Genomic DNA, 17,464 nt, shown 5'->3' with positions numbered 1-17,464 from the left:
GTACTTTAACAATCAGAAGAAATGGAATTATGAATAATCAATCTAAGCTCAAAGTAAAAAAAGGTAAAATCCCTTTGGTCGCCTATTCTTTTTGGCTTTTTATTGCCTTAAGCACTTTAACCCCCCTGATTGGCGCTTATAGTCTTTTTAAATACAATACTGCAATGTATGAGCAAACCGAAGAAGCAAGCAATGCGTTTATGTCTATTGCGCAACAATACGATAATATTTCAGCTTTAATCGGTGTTAGTTTCCTGTTATCCGCTGTTATTTATTCCTTCTGGATTTTCAGAGTTAGCAGCAATTCGCGCTGTTTAAATCCGGATGTTAAAACTAAATTTACTCCCGTATGGAGTGTCCTTAGTTATTTCATACCCTTCCTTAGCTTGTACTGGCCTTACAAATCAATGAAAGAGCTATGGCATCTGAATGTTAAAACCCCTGATAAAGGCATTATATTGGGCTGGTGGATAAGCTTCCTCTTCTTAAACTCTTCCACTATTGCAAGTTCAAAATTAGACGATCCCAGTGTGATCGGTTATCAATGGTATGTCGGACTAATTACGGTTTCAAATATTTTCGGAATCGTCTCAGCATTCCTGGCTCTCAAAATAATCAAACAAATTAATGAAGCCCAATCTTCTGGGTTGAGGTTGTCGCCAGCAATGCCGTGCCCCAACTAATTTGTTAAGGCGAGCTGCATTCGGTTTGATTGTCAGCTCGCCCTTATGAAAAAAAGAGATCATTACAGAAATAAACATACCCGTAGCAGTTTCATTATCCAGTGTCCGAACTCCCGCCTAACTAAAAATTGTATTTATTGGTAAAATTTAATCCTATATTTTTGATGTGTTGTTTGGAGTTAAAATGTTAAAACAATTTAAATTGACTGGAACGGAGATTATTTTATCAAACCACGATGATACCGTATTGCCTACAGCACAAAGGGATGAGAATTCTCAAAATGATAAACTGATTATCAGAGTTGAAGCCGGATGCTCGATTCTTCCTATTAATCAAAAGTTATCGGATTATCAAGAAAAAACAGAGGCATTGAAGTTAATTGATACCGTTTTATTCCAGGATTCAAATTTTAATGGACTGAAAAATAGTCCGGATGAAATAAATAATTTGCTTGAGATACTAAAAAAATTACCTAAACAAACCAGACGAATCAGTTTTTGTTTTTCCAATCTAGGAGAGTTGGGATTTGATAATGTGTTCCGCATTGCAGAGACTGTCGCCCAAACATTAGGGGAAGGCATTAAAGAGTTGGATCTTAGGGCTTGCAAGTTTAATTATCTGCATAATGAGCAACGAAAAAAAATTGAAGATTTGTTTCCAGAAGGTGTTTTAAAACTTACGAAATGGCAAGTGGTTGTTGATAGTCATAGCCCTGATGATGAAAATGAAAACGAAGAAAATTTTTGTAGAATTTATCAGTATGACCATAAGGAGATAGGGCTTGGAAAAACGATAGTTTCTAGTACAACAAAAGATAACTTGTTAATGGTAAGTTATACAAGCTTGGGCTCGAATGAAGGTGATTTAATTATACATCCTCGTCATAAGATGACCAACCAGGAGGTGGAACAGCGGCTGGGTTATAGAAGATCTTGCTCTATGTCGGGTTTTCCGAATCAGCGTTGGGATATTACACTGGACACTAGAAATGAGGGTGATTTAGATTATTTTATCACTATACTCGATGATAATGAACCACTAGAAGAGTTAAGCAATGAAATCTATGATTTCCTTGAGCTAAAACCTTCACCAGAAGACGTTTTCAGTTCATTTGAAAGGGGGGAAACGAAAGCAGCAATCGAACAATTAAAGGTGGCACAAAGAAAGGGACGTTATTTTTTTATTTTGCAAATTGCTGATTATTATTTTGAACAGCTCATCACTTCTGAGAGTGAGACCAGTCCCTCTGGTGATGAGCTTTATGAAATTTATAATCTTATCCCTATGGATAGTCCCTATTATCACGCAGCGCAAATGAGAAAGCTGGAAATATTGGACACACAAGGCAATAGCCGTGAACTGTCTAAAGAAAGATTTACAGTGGCGCTCGGTTATAAACCACAAGCAGTGGTTGACCAGACGAGGGTCGATATGGTTTTTCATGAACTCTCAGGCAAAGATGGAGCCCCTGACATTACTAATATTCCCTCCGTTTCAGCCTTATTGTCCCTGGCTGAGGAAATGAATCAGCTAAGGCAGGAGCTTACAGCGTTACGTGCTTATAAAGCAGAAAACGAAGCGCGTAAGCGAAAGGCAGGAACACAAGAGCGAAGTGAGACCTGCATAGGTACCACAGGAATATTTGGCCCGAGGCCTGGCAAGCGAGGGAAAACTGAATTGAATGCAATAGTATCTCCCGACAACCGCTGTGGATGATATAGTTCGATTGCAAGACAATGAAGCTTAGGCCTTTGAAGAGAAGGATCCATTGCACTATCAATGCTTTGGTATGGTTTCTCCAGCACTTTTTGACAGCTCATTGTCTTGATTTGCTTCTATCACAGGTTTTTCAGCAGGATAAAAACCGGGATAATTTGCAGCACTCCGCAACATTCCATTTTTTATACCCACAAATTTTGCAAATCTGAACAAGGATTCCGGACTAAAATCCTTGGCCTCCTTTGGATTTGTAATATCGGGAAAATCATCAATTGCAATTTCAAAATCCTTGAGCAGTTTTTCAAGCGAACTCTGCCCATAAATAATGGAATAGACTTTAAGCTCCAATAATTGTTCCAACTGTGGCTTTAAATAGCTAAATGCCTGATGGTAACGGTGAATTGATTTTTCAGCATTCTGCATGTTACCAATCAATAAAATGAACTCGTCGTTTGCTTTTTCGTCGATTAACTCATCAGCAGTATTGAGAATGTCATTGAGCAAAATCTGCTTGATTTTTAGTATAATTGACACATTATCTACGTATATGAATTTAACCAATGGTGATAAACCTTGTAATCGCTCACAGAATTTATTTGCTGTGCCGCCAAAACAAATTTCTTTATCTTCATCCGATAAATTATCAGTACCGATTTCATCCAGATTATAACCTCGCTGAATTTCATAAAGAGCGGAAACAAAAGCAACCCAGTAGTCAATCTTTTCATCCTGGGAAATGCTATGAAAAATCAGGCATATAAATTGCTCGATACTAATCATCTGAAGCGTTTCAGCTTCCTCTTCCATAAAAGGCAATAGTGTTGATATTGCCATCTCCTTACCTAGTTCTGTTTCCTTAGCTATTTGTAAAGCGACCTTTTTCTTTTTAGGATCCAGAACAATTTCTGCAGGCAGCGAACTTAAGCGCCACAAACAATCAATCGCCGCACGTTTTTGTTCAGGGTCAAGCGTTTCAGCAGGGCGATTTTCAAGCAAAATAATGATGTCCTGAATACTTTTCAGTGGGACGGGATTTCTTTTATAGTTTAAATCCAATAACCAGGCCGTTAGGTCTGTTGTTGCATGAACGCTGGCAGTATGAGTGCTCTGGGCTCGATTAAGTTGAATATTATTCAATTGAACGGGTTCCACTTCATCCAGAAAGAGCAGATGCTGGTTGACATAATTTCGGATAGTACTTTGTTTTTCTTCAATTGTTCCATCATTGCGGCAAATAGCCATAAAAGAATCGATATTTTCCTGGGTCATCTCTCCAGGCGGAATCGGATTCCAGACGTCTATCATGGGGCTTGAAAACAAAATCTGATCGAATTGTTTTAGCAACTCAAAATTAGCTTTCAGCAATCCTGATGCTCTTAGATGAAATAAGCCATGGCTCAGGCTGTTAGGTTGTGGTAAATGGAGTAGCCAATTGAATACTTTTTCGTCCAATAACTCCTCTTCATGGAGTATTGATATCATATAAGCCAAGGATTTGGCAGGATGATAATCAACGATTCCAGCAAAATAGGTAGCACCATTTTCAGTGTTTAATAAATCGTCGACATAGCTTATTGTGATATCTAAACTCTCCAGGTCTGGGTGATTCTTCAATTTATCCAATTGGTTATTAATAAGATTGCTTAATTGCGAATTATGTTCAATGAATTCATTTAATAGCATGATGATAATTTTTCAGTCATTCAGGATATTTATAGTATAGCTATTTAACTGAATTTCTCTGGTAGAGAGAATGCTTATAAATTAAATGGATTAAATGTGGATTTATTAATTTTCTTTACGTCTCGATGGTGTCACTATAGAGACCCCCATGTCGTCCCATGGTTAATAATTCAGTAATGTAAAACTGCTACAATGGTCGAAGTTAATGATGAAAAAGCAACTAAAATGGCCGACCATACTCGTCAAAAATCCATTAAATTCCTTCGTAGCCAATCCAATGTAATAAGGAATTTAAATAGATATCTAGAAAGCCAGAATCTACCGGTTCGCATGCCTCCTGATGGAATCTGCCGCGGACTAGCTGCCGTTCGTTGTAAATATATTATCGAAAATCGTGAAAGTGAGTATTTTTCCATACTGGATAAAATCGCTCAATTAAATAAACTTGATGGCGAATCAATTAATGCAGTAAATCATTTTGTAGTTGAAACGCTTATCGCTTTTAACCCCCATCTTTTTGATTCGAGGAAAGAGCAGAAAGATTCCCTTGCTAACCTGTCAATCAATGGAGAGCCGTTAAAATCTTCGCTAAAAATGAGCATGATCACCTCGGATGCGATGTGGGCTTCAGTACTCAGAGACATTAATCTGCAGATGCAAGAGGGGATGTTATTGTCCTTGACTAATCATGCATTTAGCGTTTCGCGTCTGGAAAATGGCCAATACCGTCTGGCCGATCCCAATGACCCTGCTGGATTTATGGATTATCCAGATGAGGATTCTCTGATAACAGCTATTCATGAAATTGCAAATAAATGTGATTGGACAGGTGATTTGGGCCTTGATCTCGAAATTGTAAGGCACCCGCAGGCACAAATTCGAATACCTCCACTGCCCTCGCTGAATGAACTGTTTGCCCGCTATATGGAAATCGATGCAGCCTGCCGTCGGAGGGATAAGGGGCTTGAAAAAGATGAACAATTTTCTCAGTTCAATTTTGCATGTCGGGGTAATAGTATCGAAGCGGTCAAATTTCTCTGTCAGACAGCCAATCTCACACCCACTGAATTACTGAAGGGGTTAACCTATGCTGTGCTCAGTAATCATCAGGAGGCTGTTGACTACCTGCTGGCCAGTAATAATGAGGAATTTCTAAAGTTAATTGAATTACCCGAAGTCAGTAGCCATTTATTTGATTTTACCCTGGCCCGTGGAAAATACAGAAGTTTTGAGAGTTTAATCCAGCATGAGACAATCAAGAGCAGATATTATGAGAGCATATTAGCCGAGACGAATGCTTCGCAGTTTATTAATCAGGCGGCACATGGAGGAAGTCCTGAAATTCTCAGAACATTATTAAATGACTATCAACAAAAATCCGGAATGACCAGCGAGCAGATTGCCGAGAGTATTCTGGTCAGGCGCAGGGGTAAAGATGCGATTGAAGCAGCAATAGGCGAAAAGGGAAACTGTGGAATAAGTAATACTCAAACAGTGTCTCTGCTTCTGGAGCAATTAATTAAGGCCAATAAGCTGCCCAGCGACGAAGTTCTTCTTGACTACATATTAAGGGCAGTGCAAACCAATCAACCCCACTTGGTGGCTGTGTTTACAGAGACCATTTCAAAGAAACTTCCCAAAGAAAGGCAGGAGCTACTATTTAAATCCATCTATCTTGGTGTGGAAACAGCCAGGCATACCGATTATTCAGTTTTGAAAACGCTGGAAAAAGCAGGAACCAATTTCTCAATGGGGGTTCGCGCGGTAATGAAAGAAAAATCAGGCCAGCGCCAGGGAATATTGCTCAGCATCGGTTTACAACTGACTAAATTCAGTGATTGGTTAGAGGGAATTACTAAAACAAATAATATCAGTTATTGCAAGGAGCGTCTTAAAGAATTAAAACGAGTTATTGTCAAATCTGGTGTATGCCCATTAGGCGGCCACTCTGTTTGACTGCTCATTAACTTGCACTCCGTTTACAAATTTCACATTATTAACAACTAATGTTAATAGGTTAAACCCTCTAATTTTAATCCATCGTTTTTGAGCCACTTCCATGAGCTTAAAGACCATTGCCAGGGTGGTGTCTCTGGAGCCACAGTTTCTGGACTTATTAGTCCTCAGACGCACTGTAGCGAAGGCAGATTCAATGGGATTGGTTGTCCGTATGTGAATCCAGTGTTCGGCCGGAAAATCGTAGAAGGCCAACAGTTCCTCTTTGTCCTTGGCCAGGCACTCCATCGCTTTTGGGTACTTAGCGCTGTAAAGCTCCACCGTATTATCAAACGCCTTATAGGCCTCTTCTTTGGTCGATGCCATCCAAATCTCATGCAAAGCGGCCTTTACCTTTGGCTGCATCGATTTGGGTAGCTTGTTTAATACATTCGCTGTTTTGTGCACCCAGCACCGCTGTTGCCGTGTTTCAGGGTAAATGGCTCCAAGGGCACTCCAGAATCCCAATGCCCCATCCCCCACGGCTAACTTCGGAGCCGTTGGAAGGCCTCGTTGGCGCAGGTCAGTAAGCACCTCACTCCAGCTCGCTGCGGACTCTCGATACCCATCATTAACCGCTACAAGCTCTTTTACCCCGCTCTCAGTAACACCAATGATGACTAGAAGGCACACCTTGTCATCCATGCGAACCTTGCTGTAAATACCATCAGCCCACCAATAAACATAGCGTTTGTCGCTTAAATCCTGGCGTTGCCACTCTTTGTGTTCATCAAGCCATTTTTCTTTTAATCGCGACACTGTATTGGCTGACAGTCCGCGCGCACTCTCGCCAACTAACGCGGATAAGGCTTCTGTATAATCTCCTGTTGATAACCCTTTTAAATACAGCCAAGGAATGAGTTCTTCCATGCTCTTCGTCCGTCTCAAGTAGGGCGGCAACAACTGACTGCTAAAATGAATACCTGAACCGCTACGATCTCGTACCTTCGGGACTTGAACCTCTACTTCTCCTATCCCCGTCTGAAGCTGTCTCGCGGGGAGATAACCATTCCTGACTACTGCTGGACGACCATCCAGTAAACGCACGTCTGAGTACGCTGAGAGCATCTCTGATAGTTCGGCCTCAACCGCTTTCCTTATCAACTCTTTTGCTCCTTGTCTCAACACCTCCGTTAACGGGTCTTCAAAGCCCTTGGCTACCGCTGGTGTCGATGACTGCTTTAGATTACAATCCTTCATGGCGTATCTCCTTTGTTGATTTGTGTTCCGACAAGAACAAGCAACAGAATACGCCACCTAATTTATTTTGTCATACACCACTTTCGACTATAACTCAATTAAAACGCGATATGCCGGATGAAAATAATGTGAACCCTGTAAGCTGTATCGGAAGATAATTAAAGAGTTGTACCAAACTTTTATGTATTTTTTATATAATAGAATTGGGCATAGTCAAAAGTGATATTTGTGAGAACCGCCAGCTAAAGAATAGATGTTTCTTCTGGTAGAAGTGTCCTTATTGTATTTTTATTAGGAATCCAGCTCCCAGTCCGGCCAGTTGTCTTCAATGATTCTCATTACACGATTGGACAGGTCACCATACGGCGCATAGTTTGAAGAAAATCTAATTAACGCTCTATGAATCCCAAAATATTTAAGCCATTTTCAATGTAACTAACTACATTTGGAACGGAGAGTAAGTATTGTGCAATATGCTTTGTTTGCTGTTCTTGAGCTATGTTAAGAGCATCGCTCCATTCATTTTTCTCAAAATCCCCATGCCCTAAATACATTAATGCGACTAAAGTTGCCTGTTGGGAAGGGGATAAACTATTTATTGTGCCAAGAGTGCTTTGATACCAAGGATCCGAGAGGAAAGAAGGTGTATCCTTTTCAGTAGTCAACTTCGGATATTGGTCTTCTTTTTCTTGGAAGCGTTCGATTTCTTCAAGAATGGCTCTGATTTTTTTAGGGTTTATGTTTAGCATTTATTTTCTCTTCCCATAATAGTTTATTATAGTCTAGCAGTTTGATAAATAACCTGAATGCGGTCGGCGAATCAAGAAGTGCCACGGGTCGCATGTTTTAAAGGGATCTAATTTTATTTTTGATGCTAAGGGTTTCAGTAATATGAAAATCTGCAGAGAGGACCTTAAGCAAGGCAATTTGAGTATTATGCCAGGGCTAAATATCAGGGGAGTACTTTGCTCATAGCCATATATAGCTATGCAATTACAGGTATATTAATTCAATCAATTTGCACCCTGTAAATCTTGGTACTTTGTCGGAAAATAACGTAACCTATTGATTTTATTGGTCGGAGTGACAGGAATTGAACCTGCGACCCCTGCCTGCAGAAGGCAAAATCAATTATTTCTCAGTATATCGCAATATATCTCCGTGCATCAGAACCCCTTATTTATAAAGGGTTTGCAACTTATTGATAATGCATTAGCATTCATTGTTATGCTACACTTTACAATAAAAAAGCACTTTATATGCACTTTACTTTGGTCAGGCACTGCCTGACCAAATGGTGGAACGGGAAATCCAAATGCCAAAGAATTTAAGTAATGCCTCTTCGCTTCAGCTCAATTTATCTTACCAAAATCTATTAACCGATATAAAGGAAAGACTTAAAAAGGCGCAAATACGTGCAGCTATAACAGTCAACCATGAATTAATCAAATTTTACTGGGAAGTTGGTAACTTAATCATTCAAGAACAAAAGAATGCACGGTGGGGGGTGAATATCATAGAATGAATATGCCATTTGAATTAGGGATTGATTACGCCTGTCAACATATATATAACAATGAATTCCCTGACAAAAAAATTCTTATACTCGACACCGAGGAATTTAGATTTAAAAAAGGGATTTCCGACCTATCTGGATGCGATATCAAAAAACACAATAATGACGTAGGTAAAGCTATTAAGAGTGTTCGCGATTGGCTATTCCATGTTGATTTGAAAATTATGGATAGTGGGAATATTATATGGCAACGATATAATGAATTTTCATCTCATGTGTATGAGCATGATCTATATGGTCATTCATCAATCGATGAAATTGAAATTTGCGAGCTAAAGTTCTTTATGGAAAATTATTTACAAAACTTACATAGTAATTAATTTGTAGTTAGCTTAATCTTAATCCCATATCAAATTAACTAGATTAAAAAACTTTTAGTTTCTACAAGGAAAGTATGTAATTAAAGCTTCCAACAATGTGATTTTTGAATTTTGATGAAGTTTTTCAGGGTGTTCCTGTATATATTTAGAATAAACTTTAGCAATTTGATAAGTATCCATTGGATAAGGAGGACAATATTTTTTTGCTTGCATAGATGATTGAGCGTCAAGAAACCCATGTATATACCCCACACAAAAATTACCATCTAAAGACAGTCTAATTTTTGGATCTTCTAGACTGGTTACATTGCCGTTGCTTTTTATTAATTCTGTAGAGTTAATATACCCTTCACATTTTTTCCAAAGAATAAATGAGTCCGATGAATATGTATATAAAGGTATCATCAAAAAAATTGCAAAAAGGGGTAACTTAATTTTGAAATATTTCAATTGGTAATCCTCTATGCTATCTCTTGAAAGCAATTTGTCAAGATTATAGATGAGAAATGAGACTCATGCTTGCGAATTACAAGGATAGTCCTTGAGGTTATCTGCGGGAATTTATCGGCTGAATATATAGATTTTCAATTGTTATATTCCATGGAAAGGGAGTTAGATTGGTTAGGATGCCCATTTTAATTAACGCCGGTCTGCTATATTTGTAGTAATCAAATAGGCACAATCGCATCAACGGTAAAATGAATAATCAAATAAATTCAGATGTTTTTTTTAATGACGTTAGAAGAAATTTTGATAAATACCAAGTTCAACGGCTTTGCGAAACGCACTTCTATTCATTCGTAGATCACCCAGATAACAATAGATATCTGCAATTCGCTATTTAAAAGAAGATTTGGATTCTTGGTTAGATCTACATAAAAAGCCATAAACCTCATTAATGTGTCACTCATTCCTTATAATGAGTGATACATTTCATGAGCGACCAAAATAATTAAAGCGTAATTCCGCAGCTTTTTGTTCTATCTGTGTGACAGAACTTTTAAGATCCTGAGTTGAGAGTGCCTCGAGTAATTGTTGGAATAATGGCTGTAACTCCTCAATTATAATGGTCTTGTCCTTTTTGACTTGTTGAAGTTCTCTCTCATTTTCTTGGTAATTAGTAAAGACTTTTTTGTGTCGCTCAAGTGATCTACTTAATTCATCAGGGCTACAGCTTGTACTGATACAATTCAATAATTGATGCAGTGCAATGATAAGGGTTTTAGAAGAACTGTCTGGTATTTGATTTGCCATTAATGGTTTTAATTTGTATTTAAATATACTTTTATCGACTCTTTGTAGTAAATTTATTTTTTGTTTCAAATTCGCTTGTAAAGAAAAGTTACTATTGGGAATTAAAAATAAATTACCTTGATGAATCGACTGAGCCACTAAAATTATATCCCTCAGTCTAAGAATACTTTTTTGATATTCATTTGAAGGATATAGGAGAGAAGTCTCTAACTTCCTCAGAGTACTTTGCCGACTTACTATATAATTGTTAATCTCCTCTAGAAGTAATTTCTCATTTCCATTGTCTACTCCAGTGAAAACAAAAAGAATAGATGGGTTGCCTTTAATTTTAGAAGCATCTAAAAATTTAGTTAGTTGTCCCAGTAATGTATCGAACGGTGCTGCTCTATCAACACCTAAGGCATTGACGTCAACTGTAATTACAATACCTGAGATTCGTTGAGGCATCTTAGCTGCTAAAATCGTATTGAGTAAGGACAAAAATCGCTCTGGCGTATTATTTTTTTCTTCCATCCCACTGATCTCGCAAGCCCATCGGCTTTCTTCCATAAGTTTAGTCAACCTAGGCAAATAAATATCAAGAGTTAATTTCTCTTCTAAGACCTCGTCAATATCTGATTGAGTACTTGTATTGGGGAAGGAGGTTGTTATTACTGGCAGATGTTGAATAAACTTCGTTTTTCCTGAACCGCTGCTGCCTAAGATTAATAATGTTTCTTTCGGGGACAATGATTCAGCAAAGGCAATTGATTTCACTAATTTATCAACAAAAACATCTATATCAATTTGTGGAGTTGATGAAAGAGACTGTTTCTTAATCCATTTATGGCTAAACATGAAAACTCTAAGATGGGAAATTATATAATTCTAATTGATTTCATTTTATACAGCAACCGGTAAGCTTAAATTTGTTTTTGCATACGTTAACATGGTTATGCAACTGCAATTTACATTTATCAATTAAATTGCACCCTATATGCACCCTGTAAAAGTTAGTGGTTGGTCGGGAAAAACGTAACCCTATTGATTTTATTGGTCGGAGTGACAGGAATTGAACCTGCGACCCCTGCCTCCCGAAGGCAGTGCTCTACCAGGCTGAGCTACACTCCGCTATTTTTAGTGGTTACGGCTTATTGCAAATTCTGCCAATTCGACCATTGCTGACTTGTATATGGATGCGGGTAAAATATCGAGGGCAGAAAGGGCATGATTTACTTCCATTGTCGCACATTCTTTGGTGTAGGCAATGGATTGGGTTTCTTCGATTATTTCTAAAATAGTCTCCAGTTGGTCGCGGTTACCTGTTTGCAGGCTTTCCCGAATGATTTGCTGCTGCTTCGGACTGGAATGTTCCAGTGCATGTAATAATGGCATGGTTGCCTTTCCGTCGGCAAGATCATCGCCAATGTTTTTGCCGATTGTTTTACTGTCTGCACAGTAATCTAATGCATCGTCGATCAACTGGAAGGCATTGCCTAAATGCAGGCCATAGGCATATAAAGCTTTTTCCAGGGGCTCCCCGGCATTGCTAAGAATTGCACCAATCGATGCGGCTGCAGCGAATAGCAGGGCTGTTTTAGCCTGGATGACATCATAGTAATCCTTTACCGTCAGCGATGAATTGTGCTTGTTAACCAACTGTTTGACTTCCCCGCAGCTGATTTGATGCGATGTATCCGCTAACAAATGCAGTACAGACCAGTTGTGTACATTCACCATTAATTGAACCGATTGGGTAAACAAATAATCACCGACCAGAATACTGGCCTTGCTGCCCCAGATTTCATTGGCCGTTTCTCTGCCGCGTCTTAATGTGGATTCATCGACTACATCGTCATGGAGTAAGGTAGCGGTGTGGAAATACTCAATCATCGCAGCCAGAGGTATATGATCCCGGCCTTCGTATCCGCAGGCACGACTGGCTAATAGTAATAAGAGGGGACGCAGGCGCTTGCCGCCACTTTGCACTATATAATGTGACAAGTCTTCAATTAATCCTACTTGAGACTGGATTTTATCAATAATTAATGCATTAACGGCTTCAAAGTCTTCGCTGACTAATGCCCTCAAACGATTAACCGTCATAGATTGCCCCTGCGCTAGTTATGCTCGCATGCTAAGGCGGGTAAGCGATAATGTCAAGTTGTGCGTGCCGCATGGACTGTATGGTCTATAAATGGTCTAAACTCAAAGTAATAATATTGACTTAGGGTAGATTAATGACAATTAATAATCCGCAATCAATCTGGATGATTAGCAATATTAGCGATGATAAATTTTTACCGTTTAAAGTAGAAATAGTTGGGCAAATTAATGAACTGCCAAAACAATCGCCTTATGCCATTGTCATGTCCAAAAAAGAGCAGCAGGAATGGATTAGCCTGTTACGTGAATTGCGTTCGATTCATACCTATCGCTATACGCCGATTTTTTATCATGGGGATATCGATGAATCAATACGTGATTTATTTGACGGATCTGCGGATGATGAGTTGCTGGCAAAAGCACATGCGATTCATGCACGCCTGAAAAAAATTCCATCCAATATCCTTTTATCGGATGACAGGGAGGTCATGATCAGCACTTATCTTTATACTCGCCCTGACTTAAAATTAAGAGGTCAGTTGAATTATAACAATCCATATGTTTATGATTTTCCCCTTGTTAGTTTATTTTCTGAGCCTGATGAAAAAAGGGATGATTGGAGTTTTCTCGAGGATTTGGTGCTAAGGGATTTGCTGGTTCAGAATCATCTAATCGATGAAATTAAAATCTGTAGCTTTTGCCATTCTGGCTTATTGAATTTGAAAAGCTCCTGCCCAAGCTGTCATTCCATTCGCATCAAGCTCCAGAACTTTGTTCATTGTTATACCTGCGGCAAAATAGGCCCGGTTCCCGAGTTCCTTCGTAAGGAGCGTTTAATCTGCAGCCGCTGCAATACCAAACTGGAAGAAATTGGGGTTGATTATGACAAGCCGGTTGAAGACAAGGTATGCATGGACTGCGGGCATTTTTTTGCCGAGGCAGAAGTCAATATGATGTGTCTGGTTTGCCAGCGTCTGTTTTTTCCTGACGATTTGAAAACGCGGTATTTATATGATTATGCACTTACTCGTCGGGCCGAATATTTGGTGCAGGGGATAGAAAAGGAAATCTATCATAATTTTCATCAGTTTTTTAATGTTATCGATTACATGGTTTTTATGGCCATCATATCCTGGCAGGCAAAACTGGCTGAGCGCTATAACACCTGGTATTTCAGCATTATGACATTGCGCATTTTAAATGAAGATCAATTGCTGCACGAAAGGGGAATTGTCAATACCGAGCGCGCCATGGGACATTTCTTTAAAAAACTGCGGCAGATATTTCGCGAAAGTGATTTGTCTTCGCGAATGGAAGGAACCATGTTTTTTCTGTTACCGATGACTGACCGGGAGGGCTGCCTGACACTCATTAATCGGATTCGCCAGTATCTTGCACAGGAAATGGGAGATGAAATGAAGGACCTGGCGCTGGGATTAAGTTATTTGACTTCATCGGAAATGATTAATGGACAGATGGAAGGCGAGTTAATTACTAACGAATTACAGGCACGCATGAATGACACGGGCTCCTATTTGCTGGGGACTGGTAAATGATGCCTGGCTTCCGAAGCTGTCGGGATCCGGTGGTAAAACAGCGAAATGCTCTCGAATCCCCGCGGCGCAGCCCCTTCGCTTCTGCCGCGGGGATTCGGATTAGGCTTTATTTTTTCTGTAACTGGGAACGTCTGTAATTATCCACCAACGATAGTTGCCGTATATCCAGCAAGTGGATAATGCCGATCATTGTGGAATTATTAATTCTTCCCTTTTTCCGAAGCTGGCGTAACTCTTTTCTAGCGCCCTCCAGTGCGGCAAGGCGTAATGATTCTTCAAAATCCAGGGCTTTGAGGCTGGCCATTTTTTCATTTTCTCCGCCTACACTGGAGGATACGAATTGGCTAAGGGAGGCGGTGAGTGTTTTTCCTACCTGGGTGCATAAGTTAAACTCTTCTTCATTTAAATTTTCGGCCAGCTGCTGCAATTCTTGTTCAATAGCCTGAATGCCGGCCTGCGCTGCAGCAATTCTTGCCTGGAACTCTTCATCGTCCGGTGATTCAATAATCAGGGAGCGCAGCGTTGGCACAATCAAAGGCAATACAATCGCGCTCAATAATAAAGAGCAGAGAACCACGCCGACAACGACGCTAATTAATAAATCCCTCATGGGGAAGGGGGAGCCGTCAGGCATCCAGGTGGGTAATGATAGAATGGCTGCCAGGGCAATCGCGCCGCGGATTCCGCCAAAGGCTATCGCTGTTACGATTTTGAGATTTGGGATTTTCCATTCGGATTGTCTACGCCTGGCAATCATCGCCTCAAATGGAAGCGTCAGATAAATCCATAGGGCTCTGAGCGCAATCAGCGATAGGGTGATAATGCCGATTATCAGAAAGCAATTTGATAAGCTGGTTCCGGTATAGGCGATAATTTTAAAGGAGTTAGGCAGATATAATCCTAATAAAATAAAGATAATGCCGTTCAATGTCGTTTCCAGCATGCCCCAGACGAAGCGTCCCTCAATCCGCATAATCGCCATGGTTTTATCAAGAAAACCGGCATGATCCAGGGTAAATCCGGCTGCAACCGCAGCAATAATGCCCGAACAACCCAAATGTTCGGCAGCCAGATAAGCGGCATAAGGCAGAAGTAAAAGTAAGAGGTTTTCAGTCGCTGTTTCATTGGCGCTTCTGCGGCTTAATTGTCCCAATGCGGCAATGAATATATAGGTCAGCAGGATTCCGATAATAATCCCTCCCAAGCCTACCAGCAAAAGACTGGCAGTAGCATTAGTAAAGGAAAAGAAACCGGTAAGCATTGCCGTTACAGAAAATTTGAATGAAACCAGGCCGGAAGCGTCATTCAGCAGGGCTTCGCCTTGCAGAATATGACGAAGACGCTCTGGCATGCCCGTTTTGCTTGTCATTGATTTTAGTGAAACCGCATCTGTTGGCGATAATGCCGCAGCCAGTGCAAAGCAGGCGGCTAAAGGAATGGAAGGCTCAAGCCAATGGAGCAGATAGCCCATTCCCGCAACAGTGAAGAACACCAGGCCAATAGAGAGCATAATGATGGGGCGGGTGTTGGACAAAAATTCTCGCTTCGGGAAATGCCAGCTATCACTGAATAAGAGAGGTGGAATAAATAAAAGCATGAATAATTCGGGATTGAAGCCAATATAAAAATTGGGGGAGAGGCAGCTGGCGATGGCGCCAAGGGCAATTTGAACCAAAGGGGAGGGCAGTGAGGGTAGCAGCCTGGAAACAACTCCGGAAATAACCAGGATAAACAAGAGAACAAGACAAGTTAACATGCTTTCCATTCTTACTCCTGGCAATAAGTTAGTTGGCTCCAGTTTATCATAAAGTAGTTTATTAGTGGGAAATAGAATCGCTAAATGCTGTTAGTTCTGGTAATTTTGTACTAAACTGAGAAATGTTACATCGTTCGGGGAAGACAGCTCGCCCTGAGACACTCGTTATTTTCACTACTCATTAGATATCAGGTTACTTTTAAAGTTTTCATAAGGAGATAAACTATGAAAAGGACAATCGCTTTTTTACTCGCTACTATGGCATTTTCTTTACAGGCCAATACAACGGGTGGTACCGATTCCACAACGTCCACCGGAACGGATACTAATGCAACGAGCACGACCAACACTGACACTGGAACAGGTACCAGCGGCAGCAGCATGGACTCAACGAATACGGGGACTAGCGGCACTGGCTCAACTGGTACAGGCACTAATGGCACGGACTCAACCAATACTGGAACAGGTACTGGTACCGATTCAACTGGCACAGGCACAGGAACTACCAATCCTGGCACCAATACTGATACCAACACCAACACTAACACTAACAGTACTGGCACAGGAAGTGGCAGCTCCACTGGCACAAGCTATTAATAAATGCTGGTATTCCCCGCGCCTGCGGGGAGTACTCAATGTTGGTGATTATCTGGGGTGTCGAACAAGGGTCTATTTAATTGGCAGCTTGATTGTTCAGCGGTTCAACGTTCAGTGCTTGAGGACCTTTATCGCTTTCCTGCGCTATAAATGTAACTTCGGAACCTTCCAGTAACGTCCGAAAACCACTGCATTGGATTTCGCGGAAATGAACAAAATAATCCTCGTTATTGGCAATGATAAATCCATAGCCTTTTTTCGCATTAAACCATTTAACCGTCCCTTTAATTTTATCTGTCATATTAAAATTCCTTATTTTAGACCATTAATTATCATCTCCTGTTTATTTCGCTTGATAAATAGTGGACTTTACAGAATTGATTAAGGGTTAGCCCTAGTATTCAATCTTTATGAATAAAAATTGTCTATAATGTTTTATAAAGCTTCTCAAACAAGGATGGATGATGAAAGAAAAAGGACATGAAACCATTCCCTATAATCTTCAGGAAATAAGAGCCGACGCAAAAAATAGCCTCCAGGATGGGGCAGTGACCTGTGATTACCCGCTGGATTTAACACAGGCCTGCAAGTTGTTGAATGATGCTCTGGCGACCGAGATTTTATGCGTTCTGCGTTATCGTCATCATCAGATAATTGCAAAAGGCATTGATTATATTCAAGTGGCTGCGGAGTTCGAAGAGCATGCCCAGCAGGAAGAGCAGCATATGCTGATGATTGCAGAGCGTATTAATCAGCTGGGTGGTGATCCTGATTTTCACCCGGCTAATATCATTGCGCGCTCAGCAACAGAGTTTGGTACCAGCAACGATTTGCGCGGGATGATTGAAGAGGATCTGGTTGCGGAACGCATTGCAATTATGGTTTATCGCAAGTTGATTGCTTGGTTTGGACAGGCAGATCCCACCACTCGCCGAATGCTGGAAGTCATTCTGGAGGAAGAGGAAGATCATGCGAATGATTTGGCGGATTTACTGGCGCTGACCCATTAACCACCTTGATGCGCGTAGCGCATCAAGGG

Annotated in this window: 16 protein-coding genes and 1 tRNA gene; 8 read left to right on the top strand and 9 right to left on the bottom strand. The window is 40.4% G+C overall.

The genetic code is table 11. The features are described from left to right. The first annotated feature begins 29 nt into the window (after positions 1 to 29). Both DYH42_RS12180 and DYH42_RS12175 read left to right on the top strand, forming a co-directional pair. Positions 30 to 683: a DUF4328 domain-containing protein gene (locus tag DYH42_RS12180; protein ID WP_058522477.1), complete on the top strand. Its 654-nt coding sequence runs from the start codon at positions 30 to 32 to the stop codon at positions 681 to 683. A 184-nt stretch (positions 684 to 867) separates the two neighbouring features. After that, positions 868 to 2,400, top strand: a complete 1,533-nt coding sequence (locus DYH42_RS12175) for a hypothetical protein (protein ID WP_058522476.1) — start codon at positions 868 to 870, stop codon at positions 2,398 to 2,400. 60 nt (positions 2,401 to 2,460) lie between these two features. On the opposite strand, the gene DYH42_RS12170 is transcribed toward DYH42_RS12175, so the two are convergent. Continuing rightward, complete coding sequence (locus tag DYH42_RS12170; RefSeq protein ID WP_058522475.1) at positions 2,461 to 4,086, bottom strand: hypothetical protein; 1,626 nt, start codon at positions 4,084 to 4,086, stop codon at positions 2,461 to 2,463. Between the two features lie 192 nt (positions 4,087 to 4,278). On the opposite strand from DYH42_RS12170, the gene DYH42_RS12165 reads away from it, so the two are divergent. Then, positions 4,279 to 6,042, top strand: a complete 1,764-nt coding sequence (locus DYH42_RS12165; protein ID WP_058522474.1) for an ankyrin repeat domain-containing protein — start codon at positions 4,279 to 4,281, stop codon at positions 6,040 to 6,042. Here the strand turns inward: DYH42_RS12165 and DYH42_RS12160 are convergent. Both DYH42_RS12160 and DYH42_RS12155 read right to left on the bottom strand, forming a co-directional pair. Continuing rightward, positions 6,022 to 7,281: an IS256 family transposase gene (locus DYH42_RS12160; protein ID WP_115316897.1), complete on the bottom strand. Its 1,260-nt coding sequence runs from the start codon at positions 7,279 to 7,281 to the stop codon at positions 6,022 to 6,024. The two genes, DYH42_RS12165 and DYH42_RS12160, sit on opposite strands and share 21 nt — an antisense overlap. 389 nt (positions 7,282 to 7,670) lie before the next feature. Beyond that, entirely contained in the window at positions 7,671 to 8,030 is a 360-nt protein-coding gene (locus tag DYH42_RS12155; protein WP_058522917.1) for a DUF3775 domain-containing protein, read from the bottom strand. 566 nt (positions 8,031 to 8,596) lie between these two features. Between DYH42_RS12155 and DYH42_RS12150 the strand changes: the two genes are divergently transcribed. Both DYH42_RS12150 and DYH42_RS12145 read left to right on the top strand, forming a co-directional pair. Continuing rightward, complete coding sequence (locus DYH42_RS12150) at positions 8,597 to 8,806, top strand: DUF1016 N-terminal domain-containing protein (protein ID WP_162263084.1); 210 nt, start codon at positions 8,597 to 8,599, stop codon at positions 8,804 to 8,806. Between the two features lie 2 nt (positions 8,807 to 8,808). Further along, positions 8,809 to 9,177, top strand: a complete 369-nt coding sequence (locus DYH42_RS12145; protein ID WP_058522915.1) for a hypothetical protein — start codon at positions 8,809 to 8,811, stop codon at positions 9,175 to 9,177. Between the two features lie 54 nt (positions 9,178 to 9,231). On the opposite strand, the gene DYH42_RS12140 is transcribed toward DYH42_RS12145, so the two are convergent. The 4 genes from DYH42_RS12140 to DYH42_RS12125 all read right to left on the bottom strand — a co-directional run bounded on the left by DYH42_RS12140 (position 9,232) and on the right by DYH42_RS12125 (position 12,516). Next, positions 9,232 to 9,627, bottom strand: coding sequence for a Rap1a/Tai family immunity protein (locus DYH42_RS12140; RefSeq protein WP_058522914.1), 396 nt, complete (start codon positions 9,625 to 9,627; stop codon positions 9,232 to 9,234). A gap of 483 nt (positions 9,628 to 10,110) precedes the next feature. Further along, the gene (locus DYH42_RS12135) at positions 10,111 to 11,268 is read right to left on the bottom strand and encodes a hypothetical protein (RefSeq protein WP_058522913.1); all 1,158 of its coding nucleotides are present in this window, start codon (positions 11,266 to 11,268) and stop codon (positions 10,111 to 10,113) included. 196 nt (positions 11,269 to 11,464) lie between these two features. Further along, positions 11,465 to 11,541, bottom strand: a tRNA-Pro gene (locus tag DYH42_RS12130). Between the two features lie 6 nt (positions 11,542 to 11,547). Next, a complete protein-coding gene (locus DYH42_RS12125; RefSeq protein WP_058522912.1) occupies positions 11,548 to 12,516 on the bottom strand; it encodes a polyprenyl synthetase family protein in 969 nt (322 codons plus the stop codon). Between the two features lie 134 nt (positions 12,517 to 12,650). Here DYH42_RS12125 and DYH42_RS12120 point away from each other — a divergent pair, with 134 nt between their 5' ends. Beyond that, on the top strand, positions 12,651 to 14,072 hold the full coding sequence (locus DYH42_RS12120; RefSeq protein ID WP_058522911.1) for a TackOD1 domain-containing metal-binding protein: 1,422 nt from the start codon (positions 12,651 to 12,653) through the stop codon (positions 14,070 to 14,072). A 106-nt stretch (positions 14,073 to 14,178) separates the two neighbouring features. On the opposite strand, the gene DYH42_RS12115 is transcribed toward DYH42_RS12120, so the two are convergent. Next, entirely contained in the window at positions 14,179 to 15,837 is a 1,659-nt protein-coding gene (locus tag DYH42_RS12115; protein ID WP_058522910.1) for a Na+/H+ antiporter, read from the bottom strand. Between the two features lie 216 nt (positions 15,838 to 16,053). Here DYH42_RS12115 and DYH42_RS16625 point away from each other — a divergent pair, with 216 nt between their 5' ends. After that, entirely contained in the window at positions 16,054 to 16,425 is a 372-nt protein-coding gene (locus DYH42_RS16625; RefSeq protein WP_058522909.1) for a hypothetical protein, read from the top strand. A 76-nt stretch (positions 16,426 to 16,501) separates the two neighbouring features. On the opposite strand, the gene DYH42_RS12105 is transcribed toward DYH42_RS16625, so the two are convergent. Further along, positions 16,502 to 16,726 (bottom strand): cold-shock protein, encoded by a 225-nt coding sequence (locus tag DYH42_RS12105; protein WP_058522908.1) that lies wholly within the window; start codon positions 16,724 to 16,726, stop codon positions 16,502 to 16,504. Between the two features lie 160 nt (positions 16,727 to 16,886). Between DYH42_RS12105 and DYH42_RS12100 the strand changes: the two genes are divergently transcribed. Continuing rightward, positions 16,887 to 17,435: a ferritin-like domain-containing protein gene (locus DYH42_RS12100; protein ID WP_083503071.1), complete on the top strand. Its 549-nt coding sequence runs from the start codon at positions 16,887 to 16,889 to the stop codon at positions 17,433 to 17,435. Positions 17,436 to 17,464 lie beyond the last annotated feature (29 nt).

The organism is Legionella birminghamensis, assembly GCF_900452515.1.
Lineage (GTDB): Bacteria > Pseudomonadota > Gammaproteobacteria > Legionellales > Legionellaceae > Legionella_C > Legionella_C birminghamensis.
The sequence above is the reverse complement of the archived record's forward strand: the minus strand, read 5'-3'. Positions and strand labels throughout refer to the sequence as shown.

Coding starts and splice junctions, on each gene's coding strand:
- DYH42_RS12180 (WP_058522477.1), top strand. CDS start 30: ATGAATAATCAATCTAAGCTCAAAGTAAAAAAAGGTAAAATCCCTTTG.
- DYH42_RS12175 (WP_058522476.1), top strand. CDS start 868: ATGTTAAAACAATTTAAATTGACTGGAACGGAGATTATTTTATCAAAC.
- DYH42_RS12170 (WP_058522475.1), bottom strand. CDS start 4,086: ATGCTATTAAATGAATTCATTGAACATAATTCGCAATTAAGCAATCTT.
- DYH42_RS12165 (WP_058522474.1), top strand. CDS start 4,279: ATGGTCGAAGTTAATGATGAAAAAGCAACTAAAATGGCCGACCATACT.
- DYH42_RS12160 (WP_115316897.1), bottom strand. CDS start 7,281: ATGAAGGATTGTAATCTAAAGCAGTCATCGACACCAGCGGTAGCCAAG.
- DYH42_RS12155 (WP_058522917.1), bottom strand. CDS start 8,030: ATGCTAAACATAAACCCTAAAAAAATCAGAGCCATTCTTGAAGAAATC.
- DYH42_RS12150 (WP_162263084.1), top strand. CDS start 8,597: ATGCCAAAGAATTTAAGTAATGCCTCTTCGCTTCAGCTCAATTTATCT.
- DYH42_RS12145 (WP_058522915.1), top strand. CDS start 8,809: ATGCCATTTGAATTAGGGATTGATTACGCCTGTCAACATATATATAAC.
- DYH42_RS12135 (WP_058522913.1), bottom strand. CDS start 11,268: ATGTTTAGCCATAAATGGATTAAGAAACAGTCTCTTTCATCAACTCCA.
- DYH42_RS12125 (WP_058522912.1), bottom strand. CDS start 12,516: ATGACGGTTAATCGTTTGAGGGCATTAGTCAGCGAAGACTTTGAAGCC.
- DYH42_RS12120 (WP_058522911.1), top strand. CDS start 12,651: ATGACAATTAATAATCCGCAATCAATCTGGATGATTAGCAATATTAGC.
- DYH42_RS12115 (WP_058522910.1), bottom strand. CDS start 15,837: ATGGAAAGCATGTTAACTTGTCTTGTTCTCTTGTTTATCCTGGTTATT.
- DYH42_RS16625 (WP_058522909.1), top strand. CDS start 16,054: ATGAAAAGGACAATCGCTTTTTTACTCGCTACTATGGCATTTTCTTTA.
- DYH42_RS12105 (WP_058522908.1), bottom strand. CDS start 16,726: ATGACAGATAAAATTAAAGGGACGGTTAAATGGTTTAATGCGAAAAAA.
- DYH42_RS12100 (WP_083503071.1), top strand. CDS start 16,887: ATGATGAAAGAAAAAGGACATGAAACCATTCCCTATAATCTTCAGGAA.